At 37.2% G+C, this 25,674-nt stretch carries 25 protein-coding genes and 1 pseudogene; 6 read left to right on the forward strand and 20 right to left on the reverse strand.

Going from position 1 to position 25,674, the window contains the following annotated elements; all coding sequences use genetic code 11:
* Positions 1 to 2 precede the first annotated feature (2 nt).
* From BBI08_RS09615 to BBI08_RS09655, 9 genes are all read right to left on the reverse strand, one after another.
* Positions 3 to 776 (reverse strand): SDR family NAD(P)-dependent oxidoreductase, encoded by a 774-nt coding sequence (locus BBI08_RS09615; RefSeq protein ID WP_065528036.1) that lies wholly within the window; start codon positions 774 to 776, stop codon positions 3 to 5.
* Positions 777 to 811: 35 nt separating this feature from the next.
* Positions 812 to 1,378 carry a GNAT family N-acetyltransferase gene (locus BBI08_RS09620; protein WP_008498494.1) on the reverse strand — a complete coding sequence of 189 codons (567 nt, stop codon included), beginning with the start codon at positions 1,376 to 1,378 and terminating at the stop codon, positions 812 to 814.
* A gap of 425 nt (positions 1,379 to 1,803) precedes the next feature.
* A complete protein-coding gene (locus BBI08_RS09625; protein WP_040851014.1) occupies positions 1,804 to 2,544 on the reverse strand; it encodes an SDR family oxidoreductase in 741 nt (246 codons plus the stop codon).
* Positions 2,545 to 2,609: 65 nt separating this feature from the next.
* On the reverse strand, positions 2,610 to 2,993 hold the full coding sequence (locus BBI08_RS09630) for a nuclear transport factor 2 family protein (protein WP_008498495.1): 384 nt from the start codon (positions 2,991 to 2,993) through the stop codon (positions 2,610 to 2,612).
* 46 nt (positions 2,994 to 3,039) lie between these two features.
* Positions 3,040 to 3,423 carry a nucleoside 2-deoxyribosyltransferase gene (locus BBI08_RS09635; RefSeq protein ID WP_008498497.1) on the reverse strand — a complete coding sequence of 128 codons (384 nt, stop codon included), beginning with the start codon at positions 3,421 to 3,423 and terminating at the stop codon, positions 3,040 to 3,042.
* Positions 3,424 to 3,677: 254 nt separating this feature from the next.
* Positions 3,678 to 4,277, reverse strand: coding sequence for a DinB family protein (locus BBI08_RS09640; protein WP_008498498.1), 600 nt, complete (start codon positions 4,275 to 4,277; stop codon positions 3,678 to 3,680).
* 75 nt (positions 4,278 to 4,352) lie between these two features.
* Positions 4,353 to 5,414, reverse strand: coding sequence for a hypothetical protein (locus BBI08_RS09645; protein WP_040851040.1), 1,062 nt, complete (start codon positions 5,412 to 5,414; stop codon positions 4,353 to 4,355).
* 31 nt (positions 5,415 to 5,445) lie between these two features.
* Positions 5,446 to 6,165: a nucleotidyltransferase domain-containing protein gene (locus BBI08_RS09650; RefSeq protein ID WP_040851015.1), complete on the reverse strand. Its 720-nt coding sequence runs from the start codon at positions 6,163 to 6,165 to the stop codon at positions 5,446 to 5,448.
* 50 nt (positions 6,166 to 6,215) lie between these two features.
* Positions 6,216 to 7,079, reverse strand: coding sequence for an aminoglycoside phosphotransferase family protein (locus tag BBI08_RS09655; RefSeq protein WP_008498501.1), 864 nt, complete (start codon positions 7,077 to 7,079; stop codon positions 6,216 to 6,218).
* 391 nt (positions 7,080 to 7,470) lie between these two features.
* On the opposite strand from BBI08_RS09655, the gene BBI08_RS09660 reads away from it, so the two are divergent.
* Positions 7,471 to 9,132, forward strand: a complete 1,662-nt coding sequence (locus BBI08_RS09660) for a M4 family metallopeptidase (protein WP_040851016.1) — start codon at positions 7,471 to 7,473, stop codon at positions 9,130 to 9,132.
* Positions 9,133 to 9,361: 229 nt separating this feature from the next.
* On the forward strand, positions 9,362 to 9,913 hold the full coding sequence (locus tag BBI08_RS09665; protein WP_008498503.1) for a biotin transporter BioY: 552 nt from the start codon (positions 9,362 to 9,364) through the stop codon (positions 9,911 to 9,913).
* Positions 9,914 to 9,978: 65 nt separating this feature from the next.
* On the opposite strand, the gene BBI08_RS09670 is transcribed toward BBI08_RS09665, so the two are convergent.
* A complete protein-coding gene (locus BBI08_RS09670) occupies positions 9,979 to 10,917 on the reverse strand; it encodes a magnesium transporter CorA family protein (RefSeq protein WP_008498504.1) in 939 nt (312 codons plus the stop codon).
* A 187-nt stretch (positions 10,918 to 11,104) separates the two neighbouring features.
* Positions 11,105 to 11,322: pseudogene (locus BBI08_RS17445) on the reverse strand (hexameric tyrosine-coordinated heme protein).
* 188 nt (positions 11,323 to 11,510) lie between these two features.
* Between BBI08_RS17445 and BBI08_RS09680 the strand changes: the two are divergent.
* Both BBI08_RS09680 and BBI08_RS09685 read left to right on the forward strand, forming a co-directional pair.
* Positions 11,511 to 11,894, forward strand: coding sequence for a VOC family protein (locus tag BBI08_RS09680; protein WP_008498505.1), 384 nt, complete (start codon positions 11,511 to 11,513; stop codon positions 11,892 to 11,894).
* A gap of 35 nt (positions 11,895 to 11,929) precedes the next feature.
* Complete coding sequence (locus BBI08_RS09685; RefSeq protein ID WP_008498506.1) at positions 11,930 to 12,232, forward strand: putative quinol monooxygenase; 303 nt, start codon at positions 11,930 to 11,932, stop codon at positions 12,230 to 12,232.
* A gap of 635 nt (positions 12,233 to 12,867) precedes the next feature.
* Here BBI08_RS09685 and BBI08_RS09690 read toward each other — a convergent pair.
* The 9 genes from BBI08_RS09690 to BBI08_RS09720 form a co-directional block, all read right to left on the reverse strand.
* Positions 12,868 to 13,365, reverse strand: a complete 498-nt coding sequence (locus tag BBI08_RS09690; protein ID WP_040851017.1) for an NUDIX hydrolase — start codon at positions 13,363 to 13,365, stop codon at positions 12,868 to 12,870.
* 44 nt (positions 13,366 to 13,409) lie between these two features.
* On the reverse strand, positions 13,410 to 14,225 hold the full coding sequence (locus BBI08_RS09695) for a PP2C family serine/threonine-protein phosphatase (RefSeq protein WP_008498510.1): 816 nt from the start codon (positions 14,223 to 14,225) through the stop codon (positions 13,410 to 13,412).
* A 645-nt stretch (positions 14,226 to 14,870) separates the two neighbouring features.
* A complete protein-coding gene (locus BBI08_RS09700) occupies positions 14,871 to 15,761 on the reverse strand; it encodes a peptidase MA family metallohydrolase (protein WP_065528037.1) in 891 nt (296 codons plus the stop codon).
* A gap of 296 nt (positions 15,762 to 16,057) precedes the next feature.
* On the reverse strand, positions 16,058 to 17,290 hold the full coding sequence (locus BBI08_RS09705; RefSeq protein WP_008498514.1) for an MFS transporter: 1,233 nt from the start codon (positions 17,288 to 17,290) through the stop codon (positions 16,058 to 16,060).
* 136 nt (positions 17,291 to 17,426) lie between these two features.
* Positions 17,427 to 17,750, reverse strand: coding sequence for an ArsR/SmtB family transcription factor (locus BBI08_RS09710; protein WP_008498515.1), 324 nt, complete (start codon positions 17,748 to 17,750; stop codon positions 17,427 to 17,429).
* 484 nt (positions 17,751 to 18,234) lie between these two features.
* Positions 18,235 to 18,390 carry a hypothetical protein gene (locus BBI08_RS17190; RefSeq protein WP_008498517.1) on the reverse strand — a complete coding sequence of 52 codons (156 nt, stop codon included), beginning with the start codon at positions 18,388 to 18,390 and terminating at the stop codon, positions 18,235 to 18,237.
* Between the two features lie 23 nt (positions 18,391 to 18,413).
* Positions 18,414 to 18,548: a hypothetical protein gene (locus BBI08_RS17370; protein ID WP_257785796.1), complete on the reverse strand. Its 135-nt coding sequence runs from the start codon at positions 18,546 to 18,548 to the stop codon at positions 18,414 to 18,416.
* 863 nt (positions 18,549 to 19,411) lie between these two features.
* Positions 19,412 to 19,747, reverse strand: a complete 336-nt coding sequence (locus tag BBI08_RS09715; protein ID WP_082226471.1) for a cupin domain-containing protein — start codon at positions 19,745 to 19,747, stop codon at positions 19,412 to 19,414.
* A 741-nt stretch (positions 19,748 to 20,488) separates the two neighbouring features.
* Entirely contained in the window at positions 20,489 to 21,052 is a 564-nt protein-coding gene (locus BBI08_RS09720; RefSeq protein WP_008498520.1) for an NADPH-dependent FMN reductase, read from the reverse strand.
* Positions 21,053 to 22,574: 1,522 nt separating this feature from the next.
* Here BBI08_RS09720 and BBI08_RS09730 point away from each other — a divergent pair.
* Together BBI08_RS09730 and BBI08_RS09735 are read left to right on the forward strand one after the other, a co-directional pair.
* Positions 22,575 to 24,644: an EAL domain-containing protein gene (locus BBI08_RS09730; protein WP_008498522.1), complete on the forward strand. Its 2,070-nt coding sequence runs from the start codon at positions 22,575 to 22,577 to the stop codon at positions 24,642 to 24,644.
* Positions 24,641 to 25,558, forward strand: coding sequence for a sensor domain-containing diguanylate cyclase (locus tag BBI08_RS09735; RefSeq protein WP_237146533.1), 918 nt, complete (start codon positions 24,641 to 24,643; stop codon positions 25,556 to 25,558). Before BBI08_RS09730 ends, BBI08_RS09735 begins: the two co-directional genes overlap by 4 nt.
* Positions 25,559 to 25,674: the final 116 nt, after the last annotated feature.

Raw genomic sequence — 25,674 nt, forward strand, 5'->3', positions numbered from 1 at the left:
GTTTAACGTGCGCCCATACCACCATCAATTCGATATTGACTGCCTGTTATAAACTGAGAATCATCACTTGCTAAAAACAAAATAAGTTTTGCTACTTCAGACATTTCTCCGTATCTTCCTAGAGGAATACGAGAAGATATGACTTTCCTAACTTCTGATGGATTTTCACTATTTATACCTTCTTCATTTTTCCTCATCATGGTCGAATCTAGTGGTGCAGGATGAATAGAATTCACTCTAACTGAGTGGTATCCTGCTTCTAAAGCTGCTGTCTTTGTCAAACCAACAACTGCATGTTTTGTAGCCGCATAAAGTGAATTCCCGCTACTTCCCATTAAGCCTGAAACCGAAGAAGTATTAATAATGCTGCCACACTTTTGTTGAATCATTACTGGCATGACTTTTTTTAAGCCAAGAAAAACGCCTTTGACATTAACATTCAAAATCGCATCAAAATCTTCGACTGTTTGTTCGATCAGTGGTGCCACTTTGCCTAAGATTCCGGCATTGTTGACGAATATATCAATTCTTCCCCATTTTTTTATGACTTTATCGACATAAGATGCTACCTCATTTTCGGAAGTAACATCTGCAACGACTCCAAACACTTCACCAATATGAGTTAGAGAATTTTCACAATTATGAAGAGCTTGCTGATCGCGATCTACCAGAGCTACTTTCGCTCCTTCTTTTAAAAAAACTTCTGCAACAGCTTTCCCCAAGTCACCTGCAGCACCTGTAATTATCGCTACTTTTCCTTTTAATTTATCCGACATGTATACTCCTCCAAACAAACAACTATCAAAAATCATTAACTATCTGTCTTCCAATATCCGATTTCTTGGCATAATTGCTCATACTCTGCTTTTAAAATACTAACAATGACTTGGTCGTAATATCGGTTATTACGAAACGCATAATCCCGCTTTCTGCCTTCTTCCACCCATCCGCATTTTTTTATAAACAAATTATATGAAGGTACATTATGTTCTAGAATATCTCCTTCTAGGCGGTGCAACTGAAGTTCCTCAAAAGCATATTTCATCGTGGTCATTACTGTATCGCGACCATATCCATGTCCACGCATATTCTTTTTCCCGATCAAAATTCCGTGATGCGCAGAACGATTTCGATAATCAATGTTTAAAATATTAGAGATTCCGATAAATCCATCTTCTTCTGTTTCAATTGCCAAACGTAGATTTCGGTTATCAAACTCCAATCGATCAAACCAGCGATTTTGTTGCTCGGACGATATCGGGATTGTCCACCCTCCGAGTAAGGGTGCTATTTCTGGATCATTATAATAACTTCTCAATTCTTCCATGTCTGTTCTCTCTAGTGCGCGAAGCGTTACTTTTTTTCCCTTAACATTCATATTCTCATCACCCTTCTTTTACTTATTATTTTTAGTGTGTGTATTTAACAGTAAAACACTATTAACATCAGCTCCCTTTAACCGAACCCCACTAACTAGTGTTAAACAAGTCAGCTGAACAAAAAGACTCTATCGAAGCCTTTTGACCTATAAATAATAGCATTTTTTTAAACCGCCACTAAAAATCTACATTAATTTCTAATCTCAGTTCTATAATACCATATTATCTGAAAATTAAGACATAATTTCATAAAATATTTTCTATTTAGCATCTTATATTCTTTTTACTGGAAGTTAATTGGTTCTAAAATTACATGGTTTTTATTTCATAAAAAAAGACGTATAGAAGGCGAAATACATTCTTCTTTACGTCTCTTATATATATCAATGGTTTACCTTCTAAATCCACCTTCGGAATGGATAATCTAACCTGTAATCCATTCCGCATCATCACTTACTAAAAACTTAATCGTTTTCGCAACATCTTTAGGTTCGCCTAGCCGACCGAAAGGAAAGCTTGGCTCCAATTCACGCTTGATTTCTTCAGTCATCCACCCTGTATCAGTTGGACCTGGATTTATCGCATTAACCGTTATTCCGATCGGAGCAACTTCTGCAGCCAAGGTTATGGTTAATGCATCGATGGCACCTTTAGTCGTGGCGTAGGCTAGTTCTCCTGGCATTGGCCCTTGAAATTGACCAGAAGTAATATTGACAATTCTCCCGCCCATTTTTTTCTTAAAACGCTTCGCAAAACCACTACTGAGAAGAGTGGTAGCTCCAATGTTCACCATATAATGCTGAGTAAGTTCTTCGGCAGTCAAATTTGTATAGTTATTGTTCGTAGAATAAGCTGCATTGTTTATCAAAATGTCTGGTTCACCTACATCTTCTACCACTTTATCTAAAAGGGATTCTAAATGATGAAATTGACTTAAATCTATTTCTTCACAAGCTACTTTTACACCCGTTTTCTTTAACTCTTCTTTTAACCTCATTGGTTCATTTAATTCGAGCCCCCAAGGCATTTGTTTATCATACTTTGTCCAGTAAGTGAAAAAGATATGGTAGCCGTTTTTAGCTAATTCTCGGCAAATCGCAGCTCCAATTCCTTGAAGTCGACTCACCCCTGTTACTATTGCGACTTTCCCTTTCAATTGATTCATTAAGTCCACCTCAATACGAAACATTGTCGTCTGTAATGTGTAATCTGTTCATCTGTCTATAACAATTAATACATTGGATTTCCTGATTTCGAGGTTTGTGGAATTTTTTGAATGGCATCCCAGTGCTCCACAATTTTTCCCTGCTCATCGAAACGGAAAAAGTCCATAGTTATATATTCTTCTGCATCCGGCCAAACTTGATGGGTATGAAGAGACACTAAATCACCTTCTGCAATCACCCGAACAAAATTAATACTTTTATTTGGATAGTCTTTATGCATTTTCTCAAAGTATCTTATAAATCCTTCTTTGCCGTTTCCGACATCCGGATTGTGTTGAATGTATTCTTTTCCTACATAGCTTTGAACAGCTTCAGCAGGCTTACCCAAATAAGCCGTTTCATAAAAATCCTTCGCATTCTTTTTATTCGTTTCCAAATCATACTTCATGACCATTTCTCCTCTCTATCTTTGCTTTTTCTTAAGTACTAATTTGTTATTCTGAGCAAACGGTTAATATTAAGTCGTCTATCGTTCCGATTACTTTTTGAACTTCTGGCAACTGATAAAAAGTACTCGTTAGTGCAAGATCATCAATCTCATTATCCGGAGAATAAAGAAAAACCTTCTTTTTAGCAGCAATAGCCATCCCTAATTCTATGTGACTTCCTTTTCCGCCTGGTAGCAAAACAATCACAACATCTGAATTCATCACAGCATCTTTTTCTTTAGTCCCGATTTCTGTTAATGCTTCTAAAGTAGAAGGACGTTCATTTTTAGTCCAATCGTAGGAATGCACAAACCCTTTCATCGTTAGTTCATGACTAACATACTGTACTTGTTCTTTGTTTTTAAAACTTGATGCAACATAAAATTTCAAATTCTTTCCCCCTTGACCTTTCACTCATTCTATCATTAGAAAAATAGACTTTTCTAAAATTCATCGATGTTGATCGGTACAATGAAATTGTTAGTAGAGTGCTTAGATAACCCATAAAAAACTATAAAAAGCCGCAATTTTAATTAGCGGCTTTTTTTAGATGCAGCAAAATTAACATCAATTTATCTAGTGTGCGTTGATGACTACTCTTTTTAGTTTATACATGAATTTTCAATTTACTTTAATTGGTTTCGTTAAATGTAACGTTCCAATTCTTTTTGTTGACGCAGGTGATGCCGAGAATGCATTTCAACTAGTTCAACCCATTCCATCGCATTTAACCAGCCAAATCCACCATGTTCAACTTTATAATTTGGATTCACCGAATCTATTATCACTTCCCACTGTTCTAGTCTTTCGATAACTTCGTCGATTCTCTTGGCGAGTACTTCATTACTATCCGTATTGTTAGGAGGGGCATTCATTTCGTCCGGTAGTCTGATTTTCACAGGTGGAAATCCACCGTGTTTTATTAATTGCTCCCCTATTCGCGTTTTCCCTAAAGGTTGTTCTTCTGATAAGCTAGTACAAGCTTCTGCATTGTCGAGATATTCATGTGCTACTAAAATAATATGGTCATACATTTGCCCAATCGACCAAACGCCTTTTTCTTGAATATGTGTTAGCTGCTCCGGAGAATAGTTGCTAAGATCATTTCTGAATGCTGAAAGTAATTCTTTGCCGCTCATATAATTTCTCCTCTCGATTAAATTGATTAATTTATCATTATCAAGAACTGCGTTAACTGCCAAATCAATATATTCTAGAATTTGTTCAAATGTATAAACTTCCAACTCTTCCTCCAAACTTTTATCTGAGTAACAAAAGTCTAATAGCGTTTCTTCTCTAAATTTTTGAAGGTTTTTAGATTACACGAGCACCTTGATTTGAGAAGCTGCTAATTCTTTTAACTCTCTACATAGCATCTCCACTCTTTTTTCAATTGCTTCCTTATTGCCATACCGAATTTCGGTTTCTTTTGCCACGTCTTCTGAAAGTAAGCGAAAATGACTATGTGCGGTTTCAAGCAATTGAAGCAATTGCTCTCCTCTAATTTCACCGACTATTTGTTGGTTTCCAGCACTGTATCCTTCTATAAATCCTTTAGCTATCATTCTTAAATTCCCTTTACACTCGTGAAAACGATGTTTTTTATAACGTTCTGTATCGGCCAACGCGACAAAGTATGTTTCATACAAATTCATAAAATTCCCAGCCATTCCTCTAGCATAATAAACGCTTGGATAAGGATCAATTAGACATACATTTTCACCACTGCATAAAATATTCTCCGGAGAAACATCTTGATTTCCTAAGAGTGGTTTTATGAATGCCTTTTTTCTCAGGTTTACAGCTAATTGAAGTGCTTTCTTTACTATGATGTCATCATAGTCTAGATACGCTAGGCAAAGAGCTTGATAATCCGCTAAATGCTCTTCGCTTTCTTCATATATGAACTCGCTAACATCACCGTTTAAAGCACCGTGCAATCCTTTCTCTTCGGACCAAGCTAAATAACCAAACCCAGCCAACCCATGAGGAATCTCTTCAGTTGCCTTGTGAATTGCACCTGTTTGTAAACCTATTTTATAAGCTCTTTCTAGCGTTATCGTATGCAAATCAATTTGACTGCCACCATAAGTTTCTATCGTATAAGTTAACTCAGGTGTGACATGGTAGTCAAAGAATAACGGTGCCGCCCCTTCGTGTGCTTTGTTTACAGTCTGATAGTAAAGTTTTGTTCCAGCATACTCTGCTTTTAATGCAGCTTCATCAAATGATACTTGCTTTCCGTAAGCTATCGTCTTCGGTATTCGTAAAACTAATTGTTGTTCGCCTCGATTTACTTGCCAAGCGTAATGCCATGCGCCTTCACCAAGAAATTCCCCTAACATAAGACCTGCATGCTCCAGCGCTGCTTCCAATCTCATTTCCCTCACTATACTCCCTCTTTCTACTTAGTTATTCTTTACCGTTTGAAAACCCTTCGAACAAACGCCCACCGTATGGCTCCAGTACCCTATCAACAAGTTGAACAACTTTTAGTTTCTCACTAGTTTTATAGTATTCATCAAAAGCGCTTACAAAGTCATGGGCAAATTCGACATCATAAGCTTTTAATGAACGGACAATCCATTTTGAATTGCCGATCCACCTTTTATTAACCCTTAAAACAAACTCACTTACTAGCTCAGCTAAGATACCTGCAATAAAAATCCCTTCTGCCCGGTCATTGCAGCCGATAAAGTCATCGAGCGAATCTGTTAAGAAGTATCGTTTTTCAACAATCGTTTTAGCTGACCATTCTTTCGGCCCTTTTTCTAGCAGTTTTCTTGCTTCTTCTTTTATCGCTGAAATCATTCCATCGTCTTTTAAAATCACACCTTCAACTACCATTTGAGGCATTGATGGCCTAGCTCTTTCATAATCACTCAAAAAATAAGATTTGTATGATATTTGGTTATGAACAAACAATTCAATCCGCCACCCATACTCAAAAAATGACTCCCGATAAGAAATAGACAGATTTTTCTCAAATACTACAAGATCTAAGTCGGATGTTTCCGTACTTTCGCCACGAACCACACTGCCAGCTAACAAAGCTCCTTGACAATGAGGAAAATGCTTATTTATAAATAGTTGCGCTGTGTCGAATGGATCAAGTTTTTTATCATCTACCACTGCTTAGGCCACCTTTATATTGTTTGTTCTATCCAAATCTATGAATTTTATCAATTTAGGATTCTCTTCAAGATAGCTAAATTCTCTTTTAGAAAAGCAGCGTTTTTTTCAACGCCTCGACGCTTGCACCAGCCGATGCTATTAAAGGCATCTAAAAATTGATAAAACGGCAGTACCTTTTCCAAATCCAACAATGGTTTAATGGTGCGATAACCAGCTTGATACGCATGATACAAATCAGCGTCAAAGCTTAGAAAATCTCGATACAATTTTGTAAAATCAATATCTATTGATCCAAATCGAACACTTTCGAAATCAATCATCCCTAAAACCTTTTCACCATCCACAATGATATTGCCTGGACGAAAATCCATGTGGATAAAGCTAGGACCGTCCGGAGCAGGTAACTGTTGTTTTAATTCAATAAATTTCTTCATACTTTTCGCATACAACTCGTCTTCCACAATTTCTTTTACGTCTTCTGCAAAATCAAGAAATTTAGATTCGATAAAACTGAGCCAATTGGGAAACTCATTTTCAATTCTTGTTGTCTCTTGGTCAACCGGTGGACAAATCGCATGCATTCGGGCATGTAAAATTCCCACTCGAAACGCCACTTCTGACGAAACGTCCGTAGTTAAAGGCTTTCCTTTTAGTTCAGTCAACAAAAAAGCACCTGGACATTCGCTATCACCAGACCAGTAATCTAGCATTTGGGGTACCGGTACTTTACCTGTCAACAATTTATAAGCATCCAATTCTCGTTGATACTTCAATTTTGTATAAGGAATTTTCACATAGACATTTTCCCCTGTATGTAACGCACATTTGTATACGGTTGAACTAAAAGAATCTTCTACTTTGTTTATCGCAGCTGGGTGAAATGCAAATTTCTCTAGCACTCTTTTTATCACAGCGTTCTCCCCTTATTCCTCTTATGTGTAATTAATCTAAAAAGCAAAAATTCTACTAATTCGATATTAACATTAATTCCCACATATTTTCTCGCTTATTGCCATGAACTTTTTATACAATAAAAAAACCTTTTTTGTAATATTTTAATTATTCAGTATACATGGAATATTTTATCATTAATCATCATAAATATAACGGATTTCGAAATTCTTAAAATACATATACCTATAAATTTGACATTCGCAATTATCCATTAATTTACAGCAGTTAAATAATCACTCTTTCGGCACCCGAAAAACACATAATACACCCTATATATTCAGAAAAGTTAAAAAGTTATGATGAATACACCGAGCTTCGATGCCGGTAAAACGAGAAGGAGTGAATTTGATGAACAAGAAAAAATTACTGACTTTAAGTTTGGCAGCATCACTAGCGTTATCAGCAACTGCGGTTTCTGCAAATACCGCCCCTACACAAGAAACAACGGAAAAGGTTCATATCAATAAAGAAACCAAAACGCCTGACATGATTTATGGGAAACTCACGACTCCATCCAATAAATCAGCTAAAGAAATTGTGTTTACATATTTGGAAGAAAAAGAGGAACTTTATAAATTTGGTAAAAAGGAACTTTCTAACTTTAAAGTTGTCAGCCAGGAAAAAGATGATCTTGGCTTTACGAACCTGAAAATGCAACAAATGTTTAAAGGCGTTCCTGTTTTCGGGTCTGTGATCAATGCGCATGTGGACCAAGATGGTGTATTGAACTCAGTTTCAGGTAATTTAACTCCAGAATTATATGATAAGCAATCATTGAAAAAAGGCGCTACATTAAAAGCAGACGTAGCACTTGAAAAAGCAAAAGCTGACTTGAATAAAAAAATTGGCAGTACTCCAGAGCTAGAATCTGAAGTGACACCTGAGCTGGTTGTATACTTCCAAGATGGTAATGCGAACTATGCCTACAGTGCAGAATTCGAGTTTCTTTATCCGGAACCTGGTAATTATCAATACTTTGTCGATGCCAAAACAGGCGAAATTTTAGATTCATACAACCAAATCCATGAAGCTAAACCTTCAACAGGTGGACCTGGTATAACAGGAAACAATACGATTGGTAGCGGAAAAGGTGTGCTAGGAGATTCAAAAACGTTCAATACGCTGACAAACAGCAATGGTTCTTACTTAGCGGATGGAACACGAGGAAATGGCATATTAACTTACGATGCTAAAAATCGAACGCAGACACCTGGAACTTTATGGCTTGATAGCGACAATATTTACAATGCAGTGTACGACGGAGCTGCAGTTGATGCTCACGCTTATGCGGGCAAAACTTATGACTACTTTAATAACGTTCATGGTCGAAACAGTTACGATGGTAACGGAGCACAACTAGTTTCCACGGTCCATTATGGGCGTAACTACAACAATGCTTTCTGGAGTGGTTCTCAAATGGTTTATGGAGACGGTGATGGTAATACATTTATCCCACTATCAGGTGCACTTGATGTTATCGCTCATGAGCTGACACACGCTGTGACAGATACAACGGCTGACTTGGTTTATCAAAACGAATCAGGCGCAATTAACGAGTCAATGTCTGATATTTTTGGAACACTTGTTGAGTTCCATTTCAATAACAACCCTGATTGGCAAGTTGGAGAAGATATTTATACGCCAAATATTGCAGGTGATGCACTTCGTTCAATGCAAGATCCGACTCTAAGCGGAGATCCTGATCATTATTCGAAACGATATACAGGAACAGGCGATTACGGCGGCGTTCATATTAACTCTGGAATTAGCAATAAAGCTGCGTACTTACTAGCTAACGGTGGAACGCATTACGGAGTTAGTGTGAATGGAATTGGCAATAATAAAGCGGGTGCTATTTATTATCGTACATTAACTCAATATTTAACGCCTAACTCAAACTACAGTCATTTCCGCGTTTCTACGATCCAAGCAGCTACTGATCTTTACGGAGCTTCAAGTTCAGAAGTTGCAAGTGTGAAAGCTGCATTTACAGCTGTAGGAGTTAATTAATCATTAACTAGTGATTTTAAAATTTTTTCACAGTATATCTTTTAGAATTGCGACTAACAATTTTATATTGGTGTACTCTAAAGCCCCAGTGAATCCATTTCACTGGGGCTTTTTATCGCAGGTCTTAGTAATTCTTTTTTTACATTTTATTGACAGTAATTGTTTCTCTATGCTACCATTTGAGTTAACTTAAATTCTAATTAGGTTAACTATAATGAAGAGGTGTATTATGACAACAGCAAATGTAAAACTAAGAATGATGATTGTAACATCATTATTCGCAGCCATCATCGGCATTTTCGCACAAATCACTATCCCGCTCCCACTTGTACCTATTACTGGACAAACTCTTGCTATTGGATTGGCTGCTACAATTTTAGGTGCTAAATATGGAACGCTGTCTGTTTTAGTTTATTTAGGACTAGGTGCAATCGGTATACCCGTATTCGCACAAATGTCAGGTGGTCTTGGTAGCTTATTTGGACCAACTGGCGGCTATTTAATCGGATTTCTACCAGCCGCTTTTATTATTGGCTATTACCTTGAGAAAACGAGCTATACGTTTATGAATGCTCTGATTGCGAATGTAATTGGTATGTTTATTACATTAACATTCGGTACGATTTGGTTAATGATGTTCGCTAATCTTTCATGGACTGGTGCATTTATGGGAGGATTTTTCCCCTTTATATTAGTTGGACTTATTAAAGCCGCACTTGCTGCATGGATTGGTATTTTAGTTAGAAATCGTTTGGAATCAGCGAAGCTTCTTTATATTTAAAAATTTTATCAAGCAAAAAACAGTCGATCCCATTAGAGATCGACTGTTTTCAATTATGTACATTTCTAAAAAATTCTTCTTTTCCACAATGCCCAACCAATCATTGCAACAAAAACTAAAGAAATCCCAAGTGTACTCATCCAAGAAGACGGATTATCATCGGTTATTGGTAAAGCTACATTCATTCCGAAAAAGCTAAATACGAGTGTAGGAAGAGTTAAGAATACAGTAAACAAAGTGAGAGTTTTCATCGTATTGTTTAACTCATTCGAAATCAGCGAAGAATAAGAACTCGTGATACTATCCAAAATTCTCGTATACAATTCGGTCGTTTCAATTCCTTGATTGTTTTCAATTTTCACATCTTCAAGAAGATCTTTATCATCCTCATACAGTTTGATGGAATGAACACGAAACAGTTTCGTAACGACATCCCCATTCGACTTTAACGACGTGAGGAAATAAACTAAGCTTTTTTCGATTTCCATCAAGTCATACAACTGCTTGTTCGTAAACGACTCGCGCAAATTACTTTCAATTTTAAGACGCTGTTTGTTGAGTGTTTTTAAATTGTCCAAGTACAAGGTTGAAATTGACAATAATACCTCTAAAGCAAATCGACTTCTCATTAATGTACTAACATTTTTCTTAATGAGCCCTGTTAAAAAGCTGTTTGGTTGATGACATATAGTGACTATGTAGTCGCTTCCGATAATAATCCCGATTGGAATGGTGATATACGAATTAAATCGGTCGTTTGTCGTATCTGGTATCGGAAAATCATTAATAAGCAATGTACTATTTGTTTCCTCATCATATTCAATTCGTGCGGTTTCTTCTAAATCTAAAGGATCTACTAAAAAGTCCATAGGGATATTAAAATGCTGAGACACTTTTTCAAGCTCTTCTTGTGATGGTGCCGTAATATTGATCCAGCAGTTCTGGTCAAAACTCTCTATGGTTTCTAGCTTTCCATTAAGTGAAGATTTATAAATATGGAACACCCTATATCCCCCTTTCAACTTTATCAAAGTCTCACTAATTCAAGCGTACTTGAAAAATGCTTTAAGAAAAAATTTTTTTACAAAACTTATATATATACCCTAATTGTGGCTGTATTAATCTCACATGCCGCAAAAAACCGAAACCCAGGATTGAATCTTAAGGTTTCGGAATACGGATGTTTTAAATTCATTTATCGTTCCAATAATTATTCGCAGCTGCTACCGTTTGAAAATGAATAGCCACCACTTGGGATGCTAAAGTTAAACTATCTGCATTATTTGCATAATCTGGACGAAGTTTTTGCGTATATTTTCATCGGGTTCAGTCATTCCTATAGCTTTTCGTGCGAGTTTAACGGCAAGTTCATAACCTTCTTCAGAGGTGTTCGTTATTAAAGTTGGCAACCATGATTGTTAACTCATTTCGGTTCCTCCTTAAAATTATTCGATTAATTTTTTTAATGCTATTTATAAATATAATACGCCCTTAAGTTATCTCACTATTTAAATTCACATTTTCCCCCTTGTTAAAATTCGAATATTCTGTATACAATTAGTTCCACGATAAAAATAATTGCTTAGGAGTGATTCAGTTGATCAACAAGTTAGGGCAAGTGATGTTGTATGTGCAAGATCAAGACAAAGCAGAGGCATTTTGGAAAGACAAAGTTGGATTTAAAGTAATTGCTTACGGAGGTTCTGAAGAAATGGGGATTAAATGGATTGAAATTGCCCCAACTGAAGATGCCGCAACGACGCTCGTTTTGCATGACAAAGCAGTTATTTCAAAAATGTCACCCGACCTAAATCTAGGTACACCATCATTGATGTTCTACTCGGATCATATTGAAAGGTTGCATGCAGAATTTAAAGGGAAAAATATCGAAACAGGTGAATTGGTAGACATGGGTACCGGAAGGAGCTTTAACTTCGCCGACGATGAAGGGAACTATTTCGCTGTGATGGAGACCGTTTAACTACAATTTTCATTAAACTTTTATGGAGGTATTGTATGAACAAGTTTGGTTTATATGGAAAGTTTAAAGTACAAGTCGAAGATCGCGAAACCTTAGTAGATATTTTGTTAGAAGCTGCATTATCAATGCAAAGTTTGGATGACTGTGAAGTCTATTTAATAAGCACTGCTGAAGAAGAACCTGATTCCGTATATGTTTATGAAGTTTGGAAAAGTGAAAAAGCACATCAAGCATCATTGTCACTAGATTCAACAAAATTGTTGATACAGCGAGCAAAGCCTATTATTACAGGAATGGAAAGAATCAACACTTTGCATCCTAGAGGTGGAAAAAGCTAGACAGATTAATGCTATTACCTTTTTAGAAGTGCGGTTTTTGCTGCACTTCTTTTTCTTATTCCAAACTATTGGGCGTTAATAGAACCTAATAAAGCGAGAAATCCAGCCAAAAAAAAGTTAATCGTTTTTTATATGTGTTTGACGGTAAATTTTCTGTGTTCGAATGACAACAGAATCTTGAAATGGATATTGTGAGCTAACAAGTGATTCCTCGTTGATCATATCTATGCATTTTTATATTTTCCACTCAACATTCTACGGTCGAATTACAAGAAAATGCGTTTGTTTGCGGGATAAGAAGGCTTGTTTGCGCGATCTCATAGTTTGTTTGCAGTTTCACTTTGTTTGTTTGCGCGATAACGGCGTTTGTTTGCAGTAAACCCAAGTTTGTTTGCAAAATCGATTTCTTCTAGTTAAACCAGCCGTTATCTACTCGCAGTTTCAACAAATAAAATACCACTCCTACTAATTCTTTTGCTGGGTATCCGGTAGAACAAGAAGCCAGAAGAAATATAAAAGCGAGTAACATTAGGTGTTTTAGAAACTTCATCGTTCTACATCTCCCTAAACAAATAAAATTCCCACACATTAAATCTTCTCTATTTAATATGGTCACCTTCTACGCCACGCCTTCTTTACCCTAGTTCGTTCAAATACAATTGGTATCGTTCCCAAACGGCAGGAACGATTTGGCCTTTCTTATTCAGATCCTTTAATTCTTTTAACGTAACCCATTTCGCATCACATACTTCACCCGGTTGCAAAATCAATTCACATATTTCAACATCTCTTGTGCTCCTGAATACATAACTGTCTAAGAAATAATTGCCTTTTTTAATTTTTCCTAAATACCGAAGCTCTTGTGGAGTTACAACAATCCCCGTTTCTTCTTCCAGTTCCCGAATAGCGCCTTCCGCACTGCTTTCTCCAGCTGTCATCGATCCGCCTGTACTTTCCCAAAGCAATGGATATGTCTTAAGAGTATCTCTTTGCGTCAATAAAATTCGCCCGTCAGCATTTATCATAAATATTTCCACAACCACATGGAATTCACTAGGTGGAAGTACAGTTCCTCTAGTATGAAACTTACCTAACGGGTTTCTACATTCATCTACTAAATCCCAAATTTCCAATGAACATGCCCCCTATTCGAGTTAAATTCTTAGCTGACTGTAATTCAGCCATTACTTGGACGAGTTGAATCAGCATCTACATTTATGAACCAAGATAAGATTGTCGTACTATCACGGACATTTTTCTCTTTAATTTCTTCTAGCAAGGCAAGTACACCTTGCTTGTTCGAAAGGGTTTCAAATGGTTTTTTAACTTCGTTTGGATCCCCAAAGTTGGTGTTTGGACATTCAACAAGCCCATCAGTAGTCAACAATATTTGATTTTTTCCTTTTCTTAATTCTTTGGTTCCAACACTGTAACAAGGAACCGGTAGCTCAAACGTATTTACTTGTCCAACCCATTCATAAAAACTGCGATGATTTTGTTGAGTTTCATTCAAAGCTACTAGTTCTGGATGAAATAGATAAAGAAGACAATCCCCGATGGATAACCACCAGAGAAACTTGCCTTTCCGAACTACGCATAAAACCGCTGTTTCTCCTTGTACTTTCCTACACGACTCTTTAAAGTCGGAACTTTCAAAAGTCATTAGTAACGTTTCTGCTGTTTGTTCGAATGCCTGTTTGGTCGGCAACTTCAATTTTTTTTGGATAACACCTTTTAATACGTTGACTGTAGATATCACTAATTCGGCACTTTCTGCCGATTGATGCGCATCTAAAAGAACAACAAATTCCCAATCTTCCTTTTCATTAGTCCAAACGAGACAAGCATCTTCATTTTTATATTGACCTGCTGTTGAATTACCCCCGAAACGACCTATAGTTACATGTTGTATTTGGCGGACATCAATCTCATCAACATAGTGAGACTGACTCCCCACCCAACTGAATTCGTTATTATGAAGACCATTACTCATATGGATCGACCTCCGTGTAGTCTTTGATTCTTTTGCACAGTTCAATCACTTCTCCACTATCTCCCATCCAGTTTACCGTAAATCTCTTCCAAAGAGATCAATTGGCTAAGATCAATTGTCAAGGAGGGGGAAGCATCATTGACTATCAAAGCTTTAAGAGACTTCAAGTGAAAGGCTCCGTCAAAATTCTTCACACTCGGTCCTTCTAGTATTAAAGCTTCGATGCTTGGACATTCATGTAAGAAGTCTATTTGTGATTCTCCATAGCGATAGGTTATTTCTACATTTCGGATTTGGTTTGTCTGATGTAATGAATCGATTCTTGCACATAATTTTTGCCGATTAATACGGTGATTCCATTCCTATCATTTCTTAAACGAACTTTACTTTTTTCCATAGGTCCTCCTTAATTATCTTTTGTCTCTTATTATCTGAATCAAAACTGTTACGTTAAATATAATTAGAACTAAATATAATAGCTAGATAATTTTGGAAAAAAGAGTTCGTCAAAGTACACTTTCTCAGACACAAAGAAAGAGAAGAAACTCATGCTTGAGCTTTTTCTCTTCTTATAACCTGTGATATATAAATTTTAATCTCTTAAAATCTTCTCGGATAATTACATTGAAATGGTGATGAATTATTTCAGTCTTTATAAGAACTTAGAAACATACTTTCTAATTCAAGAACTGTTAACCCGGTGATTTCAGTGAAACTATCTTCAAAATTCCGAGTTTCATCCACTGATTCGATAATTTTTTTAATCACTTCTTCCCCATATTCCAGTGTTAAAAACTCGAAAGCATAATAGCTTTGCAAATACGGATCACCCATAAGGTTTTTCCGAGCTTCCTCCCATTGTTCGGTGCTCTTTAGTTGCTCAAATGCAAGCTTCTCAAAATACGGGAAGTAGACTTCTTTAGGATCACTTCCTACGTATTCAGCTGCCCCTTCTATAAACCACATGGGATAATCAGCTGGATTTTTCGCTTTCCGAGCAAATACGTAATGAGTGTATTCATGCAACACCATTTTTTGAAAAGCGTATAGGGCATATTTGTCTTCTGCTAGTATCATTTCCTTCTTAGCGTTATGAAAAGCCAACACTTTATGGAAATCAGAATAGAATCCATCTACATCATTAAGTTCAGAGAATCCTCTCAACTCCTCCAGATCCTCAAAGACCAGCAAATCTATCGGTTCCAAAATGGTTTCACCGAAGAGATTTTCATTTTTTGAAATGGCAAAGTCCAGTGTTTCTTTGGTAATTGGCAAAAGGGCAGAGAAATTGTTTTCGTAGTAGATGGAAATGTGTCGATAGTCCTCCTGTATGGAGGATTCTTTTAATTTCTTTTCACTTTCTCCATTCGCATTTTGAGTTAGCAAGGCCATCACAGATTCAGTATATGTGAAATTTGTTTCAAGTGTTTCTTCTAAAAATTTATGTAAAAAGAAACTTCCACCTAGTAGCAGTAAGAAAATGAAGAAAAAAATTAGTGTCGAAATGAGAAAGAAAATTTTAATCGGTTTCTTCATTGAATACCCCTTTGTATAATAATTATTTCACTTTTTCTTTTTCTATTGTATTATATATTCGGGAAAAAATGGTGCTTTTTGTAAATAATCTTATCACTCGAAGTGATAAGGAATAGTCCATGTAAAATTCATAAGTTTTCTAAAGTAACTGTTCGTAAAAGTACACTTTCCCAGACATCAAAAAGAGAAAAAGCTACCTGTCGCTTTTTCTCTTCCAATAATGGGGCATATGTTAACTGATTTTTATTTATTGAAATCAAAAAAACACCCTGCTACTTGCAGGATGCCAATATCTTTTATAAATTTGATCCCTCATACGCCTCAGAACCTGAAAAGCTACCTTTCCGATCCAATCGATAGCTGGCAAATGCCAGGGTAGAGGCAATCAATGCGCAAAATGCACCGACCAATGAAAGTTGGACGAGGCTTCCGTTTGCTACGACATACCCTCCAAGTGTCGCTCCCAGTGCTATGCCGACGTTAACCGCTACAGGTGTTAAAGACGATGCGAAATCTTTGGCTGCCGGGAAATGGACCGTGGCCAAATTCATCAAGTACAATTGAATGGTCGCGTTCATAGCATAGATCATTACTGCCATCAGCATGAGGCTAACAAGTCCGGCATATGTCGACTCCATCGTGAAATACAACGAACCTAAAATAGCGGCTTGGACGATAAAGACATAGCGGAGTTTGCTTACACCGTTGCGACTGGCGATTTTTCCGGCCAACACATTACTAAAGATTGAAAATGCTCCATAGGCAAGCAAGATTGCACTTACATAACCTGTTGGAATCGCCAGTCCTTCTTCCAATATCGGTGTAATGTATGTGTAGATTGTATACGTTCCGGCGATTGAAAATGTCGGGATAAAGAAAGCCAGAATCATGCGTGGGTTAGTCAGTAAACCGAGCTGTTCTTTCGCCGACGCTTTCTCCACTTTCAACTCTCTCGGCAAGATAAAGATGCTCATGATTAAACTAGTTACGCCCAATAACGTTGTAAACCAGAAGGTCAATTGCCAGTTGCCGAGTTGCCCGATAAGTGTCCCTAAAGGAACTCCGATGACATTCGAAATCGTGAAACCGGCGAAAATTAACGCGATGACGGGACCTTTCTTGCTATCCGGCATAATGTCACTGGCAATGCTCATCGACAAAGCCACCAATACACCGCTGACTACTGCTGTAAGAATTCTGGAAACGATTAAAAGTTCATAGGTTTCGGATAAAGCACTGATTACATTTCCAACAATGAACAGAGAAATCAATATCAGCATCAATGGGTATTTAGGAAAGCGGCTGACATAAGCCGTCATTACAGGCGTTCCAATGGCGTAGGCGATGGCAAATCCGGATACCAGTGTACCCGCGACAGCAAGACTGATGTTCAAATCAGAAGAAACTTCAGTTAAAAGGCCAACAATCACAAATTCGCTAGTACCCATAACAAATGTTAAAAGCGTCAGCGTGAAGGCCAGTACTTTTTGTTTCGTATTCATTAAATCTTTTTTTACATCTTTGGTCATGAAAAATTCACTCCTAATTGTTGGTTCTCCTTATCACATGAATGAATAGTTTCATTCCTATTTAAAGTGGATTTTATAAATATAGATATATCTAAAAATATCGATATGCCAAATTAAAAAAAGACATGGCATTGCCTTAGATTTCTTCGTTGATGAATTCTACAATTTTTGCCAATGTCTCTTCATTTCGTCGGTAATAGGTCCATTGCCCGTAACGCACGGCTTCCAGTAAACCTGCTTTTTGCATGAGTGACAGATAATGGGAAACCGTTGATTGAGATAGATTCACTTTTCCTTGAATATCCCCGACACACACGCCACCTTCTATGCTAACCTCCTTGGGCAAATGCGCTTGCTGTGCTGGAAAATTCTTCTCCGGTTCCCTTAGCCATTTCAAAATATTCAAGCGGGTTTCATTTGACAATGCTTTGAAAATATCTAATACATTTAAATTATCCATGTATGCATTTTATATCGATTTACTTCGATATGTCAATGTATTCGATTTAAAATTGACTTCTTGAATCTCAGAAAATCAGGATGATTATTGCAAAAAGTATCACAGGTTTCTGAAACTTAATGTTTATTTAAAACTAGCTTCTAATGACTTTTTGAGAGAGCGTAAAAGTATACTTTTATAGGTGAAAAATAAGAAAAGAAGCAACATTTATCGCCTCTCCCTTTTCTTTTAGTCATGATATGTAAACTGTCTACAAATTAAAATTTACTTTCGTTTTCCATTTAATCAAGAGGCAGTTTATTCAATATAACTGATTACTTTTCCTTCAATAGATTCTTTTGGAATCAGTGAAATTGCGATGTCAACCCGGCTTCGCCACCAGTTATATCCAGAAAGGAGAAAACTATACTCCGGTAATGTAAACTCTGGCATTGTAAAGTTGTGATTCTTCTGTTTTAACTGTTTTACCAGGTAATGCAATCACTCACACCAATTGATTTACAGGATTTCCTTGACTATATTCTGCTTCTTGATCTTGTAGAATATTGATGTGAACCAAATCCTCGCGTGAAACCTCATTGCTATGGTAGTAATTAGGGTCAACTACAACTTCTTCCGGAAACTGGTCATCCCTCTGCATCTCACATTAGTGAAGACTTCTATCTATTTTATATCTCCCCCTAGTTGATCTATTAACAATGGCGAAATCTGGTAAGAATCTTCATCCTTAATACTTTCTGGTGCACAACCGACGATTACGGAAATCAGTATGATGAGTACGATATAAAATTTCAACACTGAAGACACCTCCATTGGAAATCAGAAAAGTATAGATGTAAAACTTACAAACTTTATCTCATTCGACGAAAACACAAGTATTGTGACAGTATAATTTTCAATGATCTGGACAGCCTTAGTTTCTTTACTTAAATCAAAGTATATTTTCCTTACGGTTTAAAGTGCGGTTTTGTAGCTCGAGCAATTCCCAGCATATAGCTGTCGTCGCCATCAACAGTAAGATCGGAATTTAAATCTTCTTCACCATAATTTCCCTGAAACTCTATTAATGCGGTAATATAATTTCAGAAGTACTAACTTCTACTTCAATCATCCGGTCATGAAGCTATGCATTAAACTTAATGATAAACTGACCATCTTCCTCTCTGGTTTCTATAATTTCTACATCTAAGAACGTGTGATTTGACTCTAAATATTGAGGTGGTATAGAGGTAGAATTTTCCGACTAGTTATTTGCAGCCGTTTTTACATCAGCCCCATCTTGAGTTTGACTGCAGCAAAAAGCAAAACGATTAATTGATATAAGGTAATTAACCTACTCATTTCATTCACTCCGCTTCCTAATACCTTATATAAAACGAAGATTGACTCAAGCTGTTATTGCGTCTTTTATCTATGCTTTGATAACCAGATATATCCATCATTATTTATTTCGTTGAACTTTCTTAAACTCCTTTTTCAGCGTTCGCAAAAGTACGCTTTTTCAAACGCAAAAGAAGAGGAAAACCTACCTGTCGCTTTTCCTCTTCCGATAATTCCTCATATGTTAACTAGTCATCATCGATTTACATATAATTAGGGACGGTCTCTATCCATTAAATGGGGTTCGGTTCAAACATGAATTACAGCTTCTCTTCCCTTTTTTATAATATATCGTCAAGTTCAGTATCCGTGTAAATTAAAATCAACACCTTCGCCGGTTCTTCGCCGATATTTTTCACAAAATGAGGGACACTGGCGTTCCAAATGAATGAATCGCCTTTTTCAGCAATCCCAGGATCCTCACCTTGTTCAGCGAGCATTCTGCCCTGCAGGACTAAGTGGCATTCTTCACCTTCATGGGAATGCGGTTCGCCGATGGAGGCGCCCGGAGGAAATTCTACTATCATCATCCGCAATCCGCCTTTTGACGTTAAATGCTCGACTTTCAGATTATTAAATGATGATTTTGTTCGGGCATCTTTGCGGACAATCCCCATTTGCTGACCTTTTTCCTATCAACGGGGCTGGAGCGTATTCACTTGACCAGATGATTTTCAAAGAAAAACAAGCTGGGACTGGGAAAAGTTCAGGGTAATGAGTGAGAAAGATGACTCCGGCGACGGGGTCATTTTTTTATAATCCGTTGCTTACACGAGTCATAATAATACTGTAGATTCATACGCATCAATTAACTCTTTTTATCTAAGCAGGTTTGCTGCCTGTTTGATTTCCACTTCTTCTTTGAAATGTCTACAGAACGAATTCAAAAGATCGCTTATAATGATGAATTTCTAATTAATTTCACCCGATATAAGTAGTGGCCTCAATAATAGCCTTTCAATCTTCAATAAGGTCGAAATCGGCTTCGTCTGTTGACTTTGTTCTGGCCAGTGGATCAATCGCCTTTATCTTCTCACACAGCACCTATCCAATAGGTGAATCACTGAATGTTTAATCACATGCGAAGGTGAATATACTAAAAATAAGGCAAAAACCGAGATTTTTTCTTAGTAGAGGGATCTAAAAACTGCTTTTTCTCTTTCATTGAGAAAAAGCAACGGGCAACATGGATGGAAATCTAGTTTCTCAACAAGCTGAAAAAAACCGCAGGAAACCTGCGGTTTTTTGCTTCTTTCTTTTTGTCAAAAAGCTATTCGTATGCCTCATTAAGTTTATCGATTGTTTAAGATCAACTTTCCAGACTGCCTCAACAAAAGCAGGTTAATTTATTATTCTTCTTATTGAGTGCGCAGCGGCTCAAACGCGTTGGTCCAGGCATTGACTTGATCGAGCAATGTCGTAACCGAACCTTCATGTATATCCGCCGGCTTGAATTCACTCATATTGACGAAATCCGTAAACAACGACATCGCAGGGTGGGTTCTGACGGTAGGCACTTGCAGTTCCCATAAGATAACGCGTAAAGCTTCAGCCCCCCGCACACCACCTGTTGAGCCATAGCTGACGATGCCCGCTGCTTTATTGTTCCACTCTACATACAGGTAATCGATGGCATTTTTTAATGCCGAGGTCACGCTGCGATTGTATTCCGGACAAATAAAGACATAGCCATCCAGCTCCGCAATTTTTTGAGACCAGGGAATCGCTTCCGGGGTTTGGTAATCCTGGCTTAAGACCGCTGCGACCGGCTCTGCGTACATCGGCAAATTGTAATCTTTCAGATCCACGATTTCGTATTCTGCGTCTCCGCGTTTGTCCGCAATGTTTTTTACCCACTGGGCGACCTGCAGGCTGTTGCGACCTGGACGTGTACTTCCAGTAATGATGCCAATTTTCGTCATGAATATGATCCCTCCTTTAATTTGAATGGTTCCAATTATCTTAGGACTCTCATATATAGATGTGCTTTCATTATAAGAGAAATGGACCTCGGAATCAAATCTAAAAATTCAGAATACTCTTCCGTGTATGGACTTCTTCGAAACCATTTCTACTTTAATTCTCAGAGTAGAACTAAACAGAACTCCTCTGCTCAATTCCTAGGTTTTTGATGTATGAGATTTTTTAAATTTTGTCGTACTCTACTTTCCACTTTCTTTTTATTCGGGTATTAATTAAAAAAGCACTTATATCGATGCTGACTTACTTTTAGTAACCTTTCGTAAAAGTACACATTCCCAGACACCAAAAAGAGAAAAAGCTACCTGTCGCTTTTTCTCTTCCTCTAATCCCTCATATGTTAACCCTCTTGTCTAAAAAATGAAGAATCCTCTTATCAATTGCTTCATTTTCCTACTGATTAATCTTAAATTGAATGGCAATTAACATTTCTTTAGATTCGGTATTCATATGGAGTGATTTATTTATTTGCAGAAGCGAATCATTTGTGAACCATACATAAAAGAAATCAAAAACATAGTGTCCATATCTATTTTTCTTCACAAACAAATAATTTCAACTTTTGAACTCTTTCATCAATCAGTCCTTTTTCTTTACATAAGATGATAAATCACTTTTTAATAAATAAGGTCTGCAACAGGATGAAGAAAAAGACGAACTCCTTTTAACACCCGTCACTAAAATGGGTTTAAAAGTAATTTAAACAACTATAAAGAACTATACAAAGTTATATATTTTTAATCTATAATAACTACTTATGCACTACCTAATTAGGTAGATAGCTAAAAAATATTAGTTTATTCTGAAATATACAAAATATATATCTTAGCAGATTGTATCTGTGCCTGTTATTTTCTTAGATTCGAGGTGAATATATGTTTAGATTTAAGCGTTCGTCTTCTTCAACTAACCTAGATCTTACCGAGTTAAAAACGTTCGTCAGCAAAACTTTGGAAGTCATGCTAATCTCACGAGAAGAAACCATATATCCTATAAGGAAATATGACTTACTACTGGTATTTACTTGGGAAAAGAATTGCATTGAGGGTTCCATATTTCAATTATCGAGATACCAATCATCAAAAAATAGCTCGAGTTACATACTGAATGCGCCATTATTCTTAGAAAAACGGGATTTCTATAGAGAAGCTAAGTCTATTGTTTTCATCGATACCGAAAAAGTAAGCAGATTGACAGCACAAAATCTACTCGCTTTTCAAACGATTTGTAAACTAATAGATATTTTCGATATAGAAGCTACTTCCTCAAATCGTTACAAATGCATTTGGAAAGAGGACTAAGTTTCTTGTGACTGCTTTGGGCATTCCTGGCCAAAAAAATTATTTTCAAATTATTTCAAAATAATGAAAACCTTTTAAGTACTTCATCTGAAAAGTCGGACCATAAGCTAATTGAAGTTCGGCCGGTAAAAGAAACCAAAGCATAGAAAAGAGGCGTGAGAAGATGTTGGGGAATAATGAGCTTCAAACTCAGGACTTGATAAACACGATGGATGAATTCTTGATTATCATGGATACAAATGGAATCATTCTTCACGCAAATCAGCCATGGATCGATTTTTGCATCACCCACGATGAAAGTAGTTGCTTTTGGAAGACAGGTGCTAATTATTTTGAACAATTGAAAAAAAAGGATAAAGAAACTGAATTCCAATTAATTCAACAACTATTAACAAATGAGATCAACGAACAAAAACAAGTAGAACCATTTTTTATGGAAAATGGCGTTACCCAGTGGCTTCAAACAAAAGTGAAGAGAATTCTATATCCATTTGAGCAGACATACGCCGTCATTGTTTGCCATAAACCTGTAAGTCCTTACGCCATCCAGCCCCTGACTGCAGAAATTATTTTAGAAAGCATGACCCAAGGATTTATCTTATTGGATGATCAGTTACAAATCGTTTATATAAATGAGATTGCTGAGAAACTGTTTCATTGCCAACGAAGAAATATAGTTGGAAGAGAATTGTTGGAGGGGTTCCCAAAAGTAGCTGACACGTCATTCTATCAGAACTTCAAGCAAGCTTTGCGAGAAAACGTCGTTCTGGAGTTTATCGATTACTACAAGCCACTAGATACCTGGTTCGAGGTGAAAGCGTGTCCACTAAAAACAGGTGGATTGGCTTTATATTTTCAGGATGTGACCGAAAGAAAGAGGACCGAAGTACAACTGGTCGAATCCACATACTACGACTATTTAACGGGATTACCGAATCGTAGATTGATCATTGAAACAGCTCAGTCGCTGATTGAACAGCGGAAAAAGTTTTCGGTATTTCATTTCAACATCGATAATTTAAATTACATTAACGCTATACACCACTTCGATACGGGAGAACGTATAATGAAGAACTTTGCGGAAGAATTGAACGGATTTTCAAGTAAAACCTGCCATGTCGGCCGGCTGGATGGGAATGAGTTCATTATTTTACGAGAAGTCGCTCCAAATGAAGAGATGGCAGATATCGCAGAACAGATGGCGGAGGTTTTCGCTCACCCAGTGGAGCTTAAAACTTCCCAAAAAATCCATGTCAGTGTTAGCATAGGCATTGCTTGCTTCCCTTTTGATGCCCAAACACTAGAGGAGTTGATTTCTTGTGCCGACATCGCAATGCATGAAGCCAAAGAGGTGCCCGGCTCCTTTCATTCTTTCTTCAACCCACTGATGAGAACTTCTTATAACCGGAAGTCAGCTATTGAAAAAGGATTGAAAGGTAACTTAAAAGAAAATGGCTTTTATTACGTTCTGCAGCCACAGGTTGATGGAAATACGGGTCAGTTGGTTGGCGCAGAAGTGCTTTCTCGTTGGAACCACCCTGAATTCGGAGAAATTTCACCACCTGAATTTATCCAAATAGCTGAAGAGTCCGGTGAAATTTTCTCTTTAACGTCTCATTTGCTTGTCGAAGTATTTACTCAAATTAAAGAGTGGCAAAACAGATTTGGCTGGAACCTTAAGACCGCTATCAATATGACACCTTCTCTTCTCAGCGATCCGACTTTTTTCGACAATTTTTTCGAACTACTAGAATGTTTTAAAATCCCTTCGCACCTTATTGAAATCGAAATTACCGAACAGGCTGAGCTAACCTATTCATCCAAAACACTCGAGAATTTACTTCTCTGCAAATCTAAAGGCATCTCCATTGCCATTGACGATTTTGGCACTGGATTCTCTATGATTTCTTATTTGACTCATTTTCCTATCAATAAAATCAAAATAGACAAATCCTTTGTTCAGAAAATCGGTCAAAATCGGAAATCGGAAGCTGTCTTAACATCCTTAATCCACTTGGCACACAGTATTGAATGTGATTTAGTGGCTGAAGGCGTAGAGACATTAGAGGAATCTCTATTCTTGCAAGAGAACGGGTGTCCGGTACATCAAGGCTATTTTTATGATAAGCCTTTGGCACCAGACGCTTTTGAAAGAAACTATGTACAAGATTTCATTAAAAATAAAAAGATGGAAGAACTACCATATGACCATACTTCCCTTATAGAAAGATGATGATGTCCATGAAAGCACAGTTCGATACCTTCTTGTCAACGAGTTCGGAAATAAGTGAGTCCATTCTTAATTCTTTAAGAGATCAAATCTGCTTAATCAATCAAGATGGAATCATTTGTTTAACAAACAAAGAATGGACTCGATTTGCGCTAAGCAATGGCGCAACGCTATCTAATGTTGGAATTGGGGCAAATTATCTGCAACACTGCGAAAAAGAACCTGCGGTGTTTCAAGGACTACAGGCAATTTTGGCTGGAAAAGCTAACCTTTTCAATTTTGAGTACCCGTGTCATTCCCCTTCCACAAAAAGATGGTTTTTGATGCAAGCCACACCTCTTCAAGCAAACAATCAAGCCCTTAGAGGGGTAGTCATTCGCCATGTGGATATTACTAAACAAAAGCTCATGGAGTTACAACTGAAGGAATATGCAGATAAGGATTCTTTGACTTCTCTGTTTAATCGACGCTATTTCGAAGAACAATTAATCAAAGAAGTGACTCTATCCCGGCAACGCGGACTGTATCTATCTTTACTCTACATCGATGTAGACAACTTTAAAGAAATAAATGATGGTCACGGACATCCTGCAGGTGACCGTGTACTACAAGAACTGGCTCTCCGAATTTCAGATGCAACAAGACCCTGTGATACAACAGCACGTATAGGCGGAGACGAATTTGCGCTCCTTTTGCCAGATACCGATAAAATGGAACTAACACTGCTAGCAAACAGGTTAATTCTAGATATTCAACAACTAAAAATTCCGGAACTGATCCATCCTATTGACATCACAGTATCAATAGGGGGAAAGAGTTTTGTAAGCGACTTTTCAATTAACACTATGGCCCACTGGGTAGATAAGGCACTATATTTAGCTAAAGATAAGGGTAAAAACCAAGTCGTCATACTTTAAATGCTCACGTAAATTCTATATAGGTGAACATATGAAAACAGCTTAGATAATAATCTTGCTGTATGGACTCTCGACTCCCACCATACTCACGGGTGGGGAAAGCCATCACAGCTAAT

Source organism: Planococcus halocryophilus, assembly GCF_001687585.2.
GTDB lineage: Bacteria > Bacillota > Bacilli > Bacillales_A > Planococcaceae > Planococcus > Planococcus halocryophilus.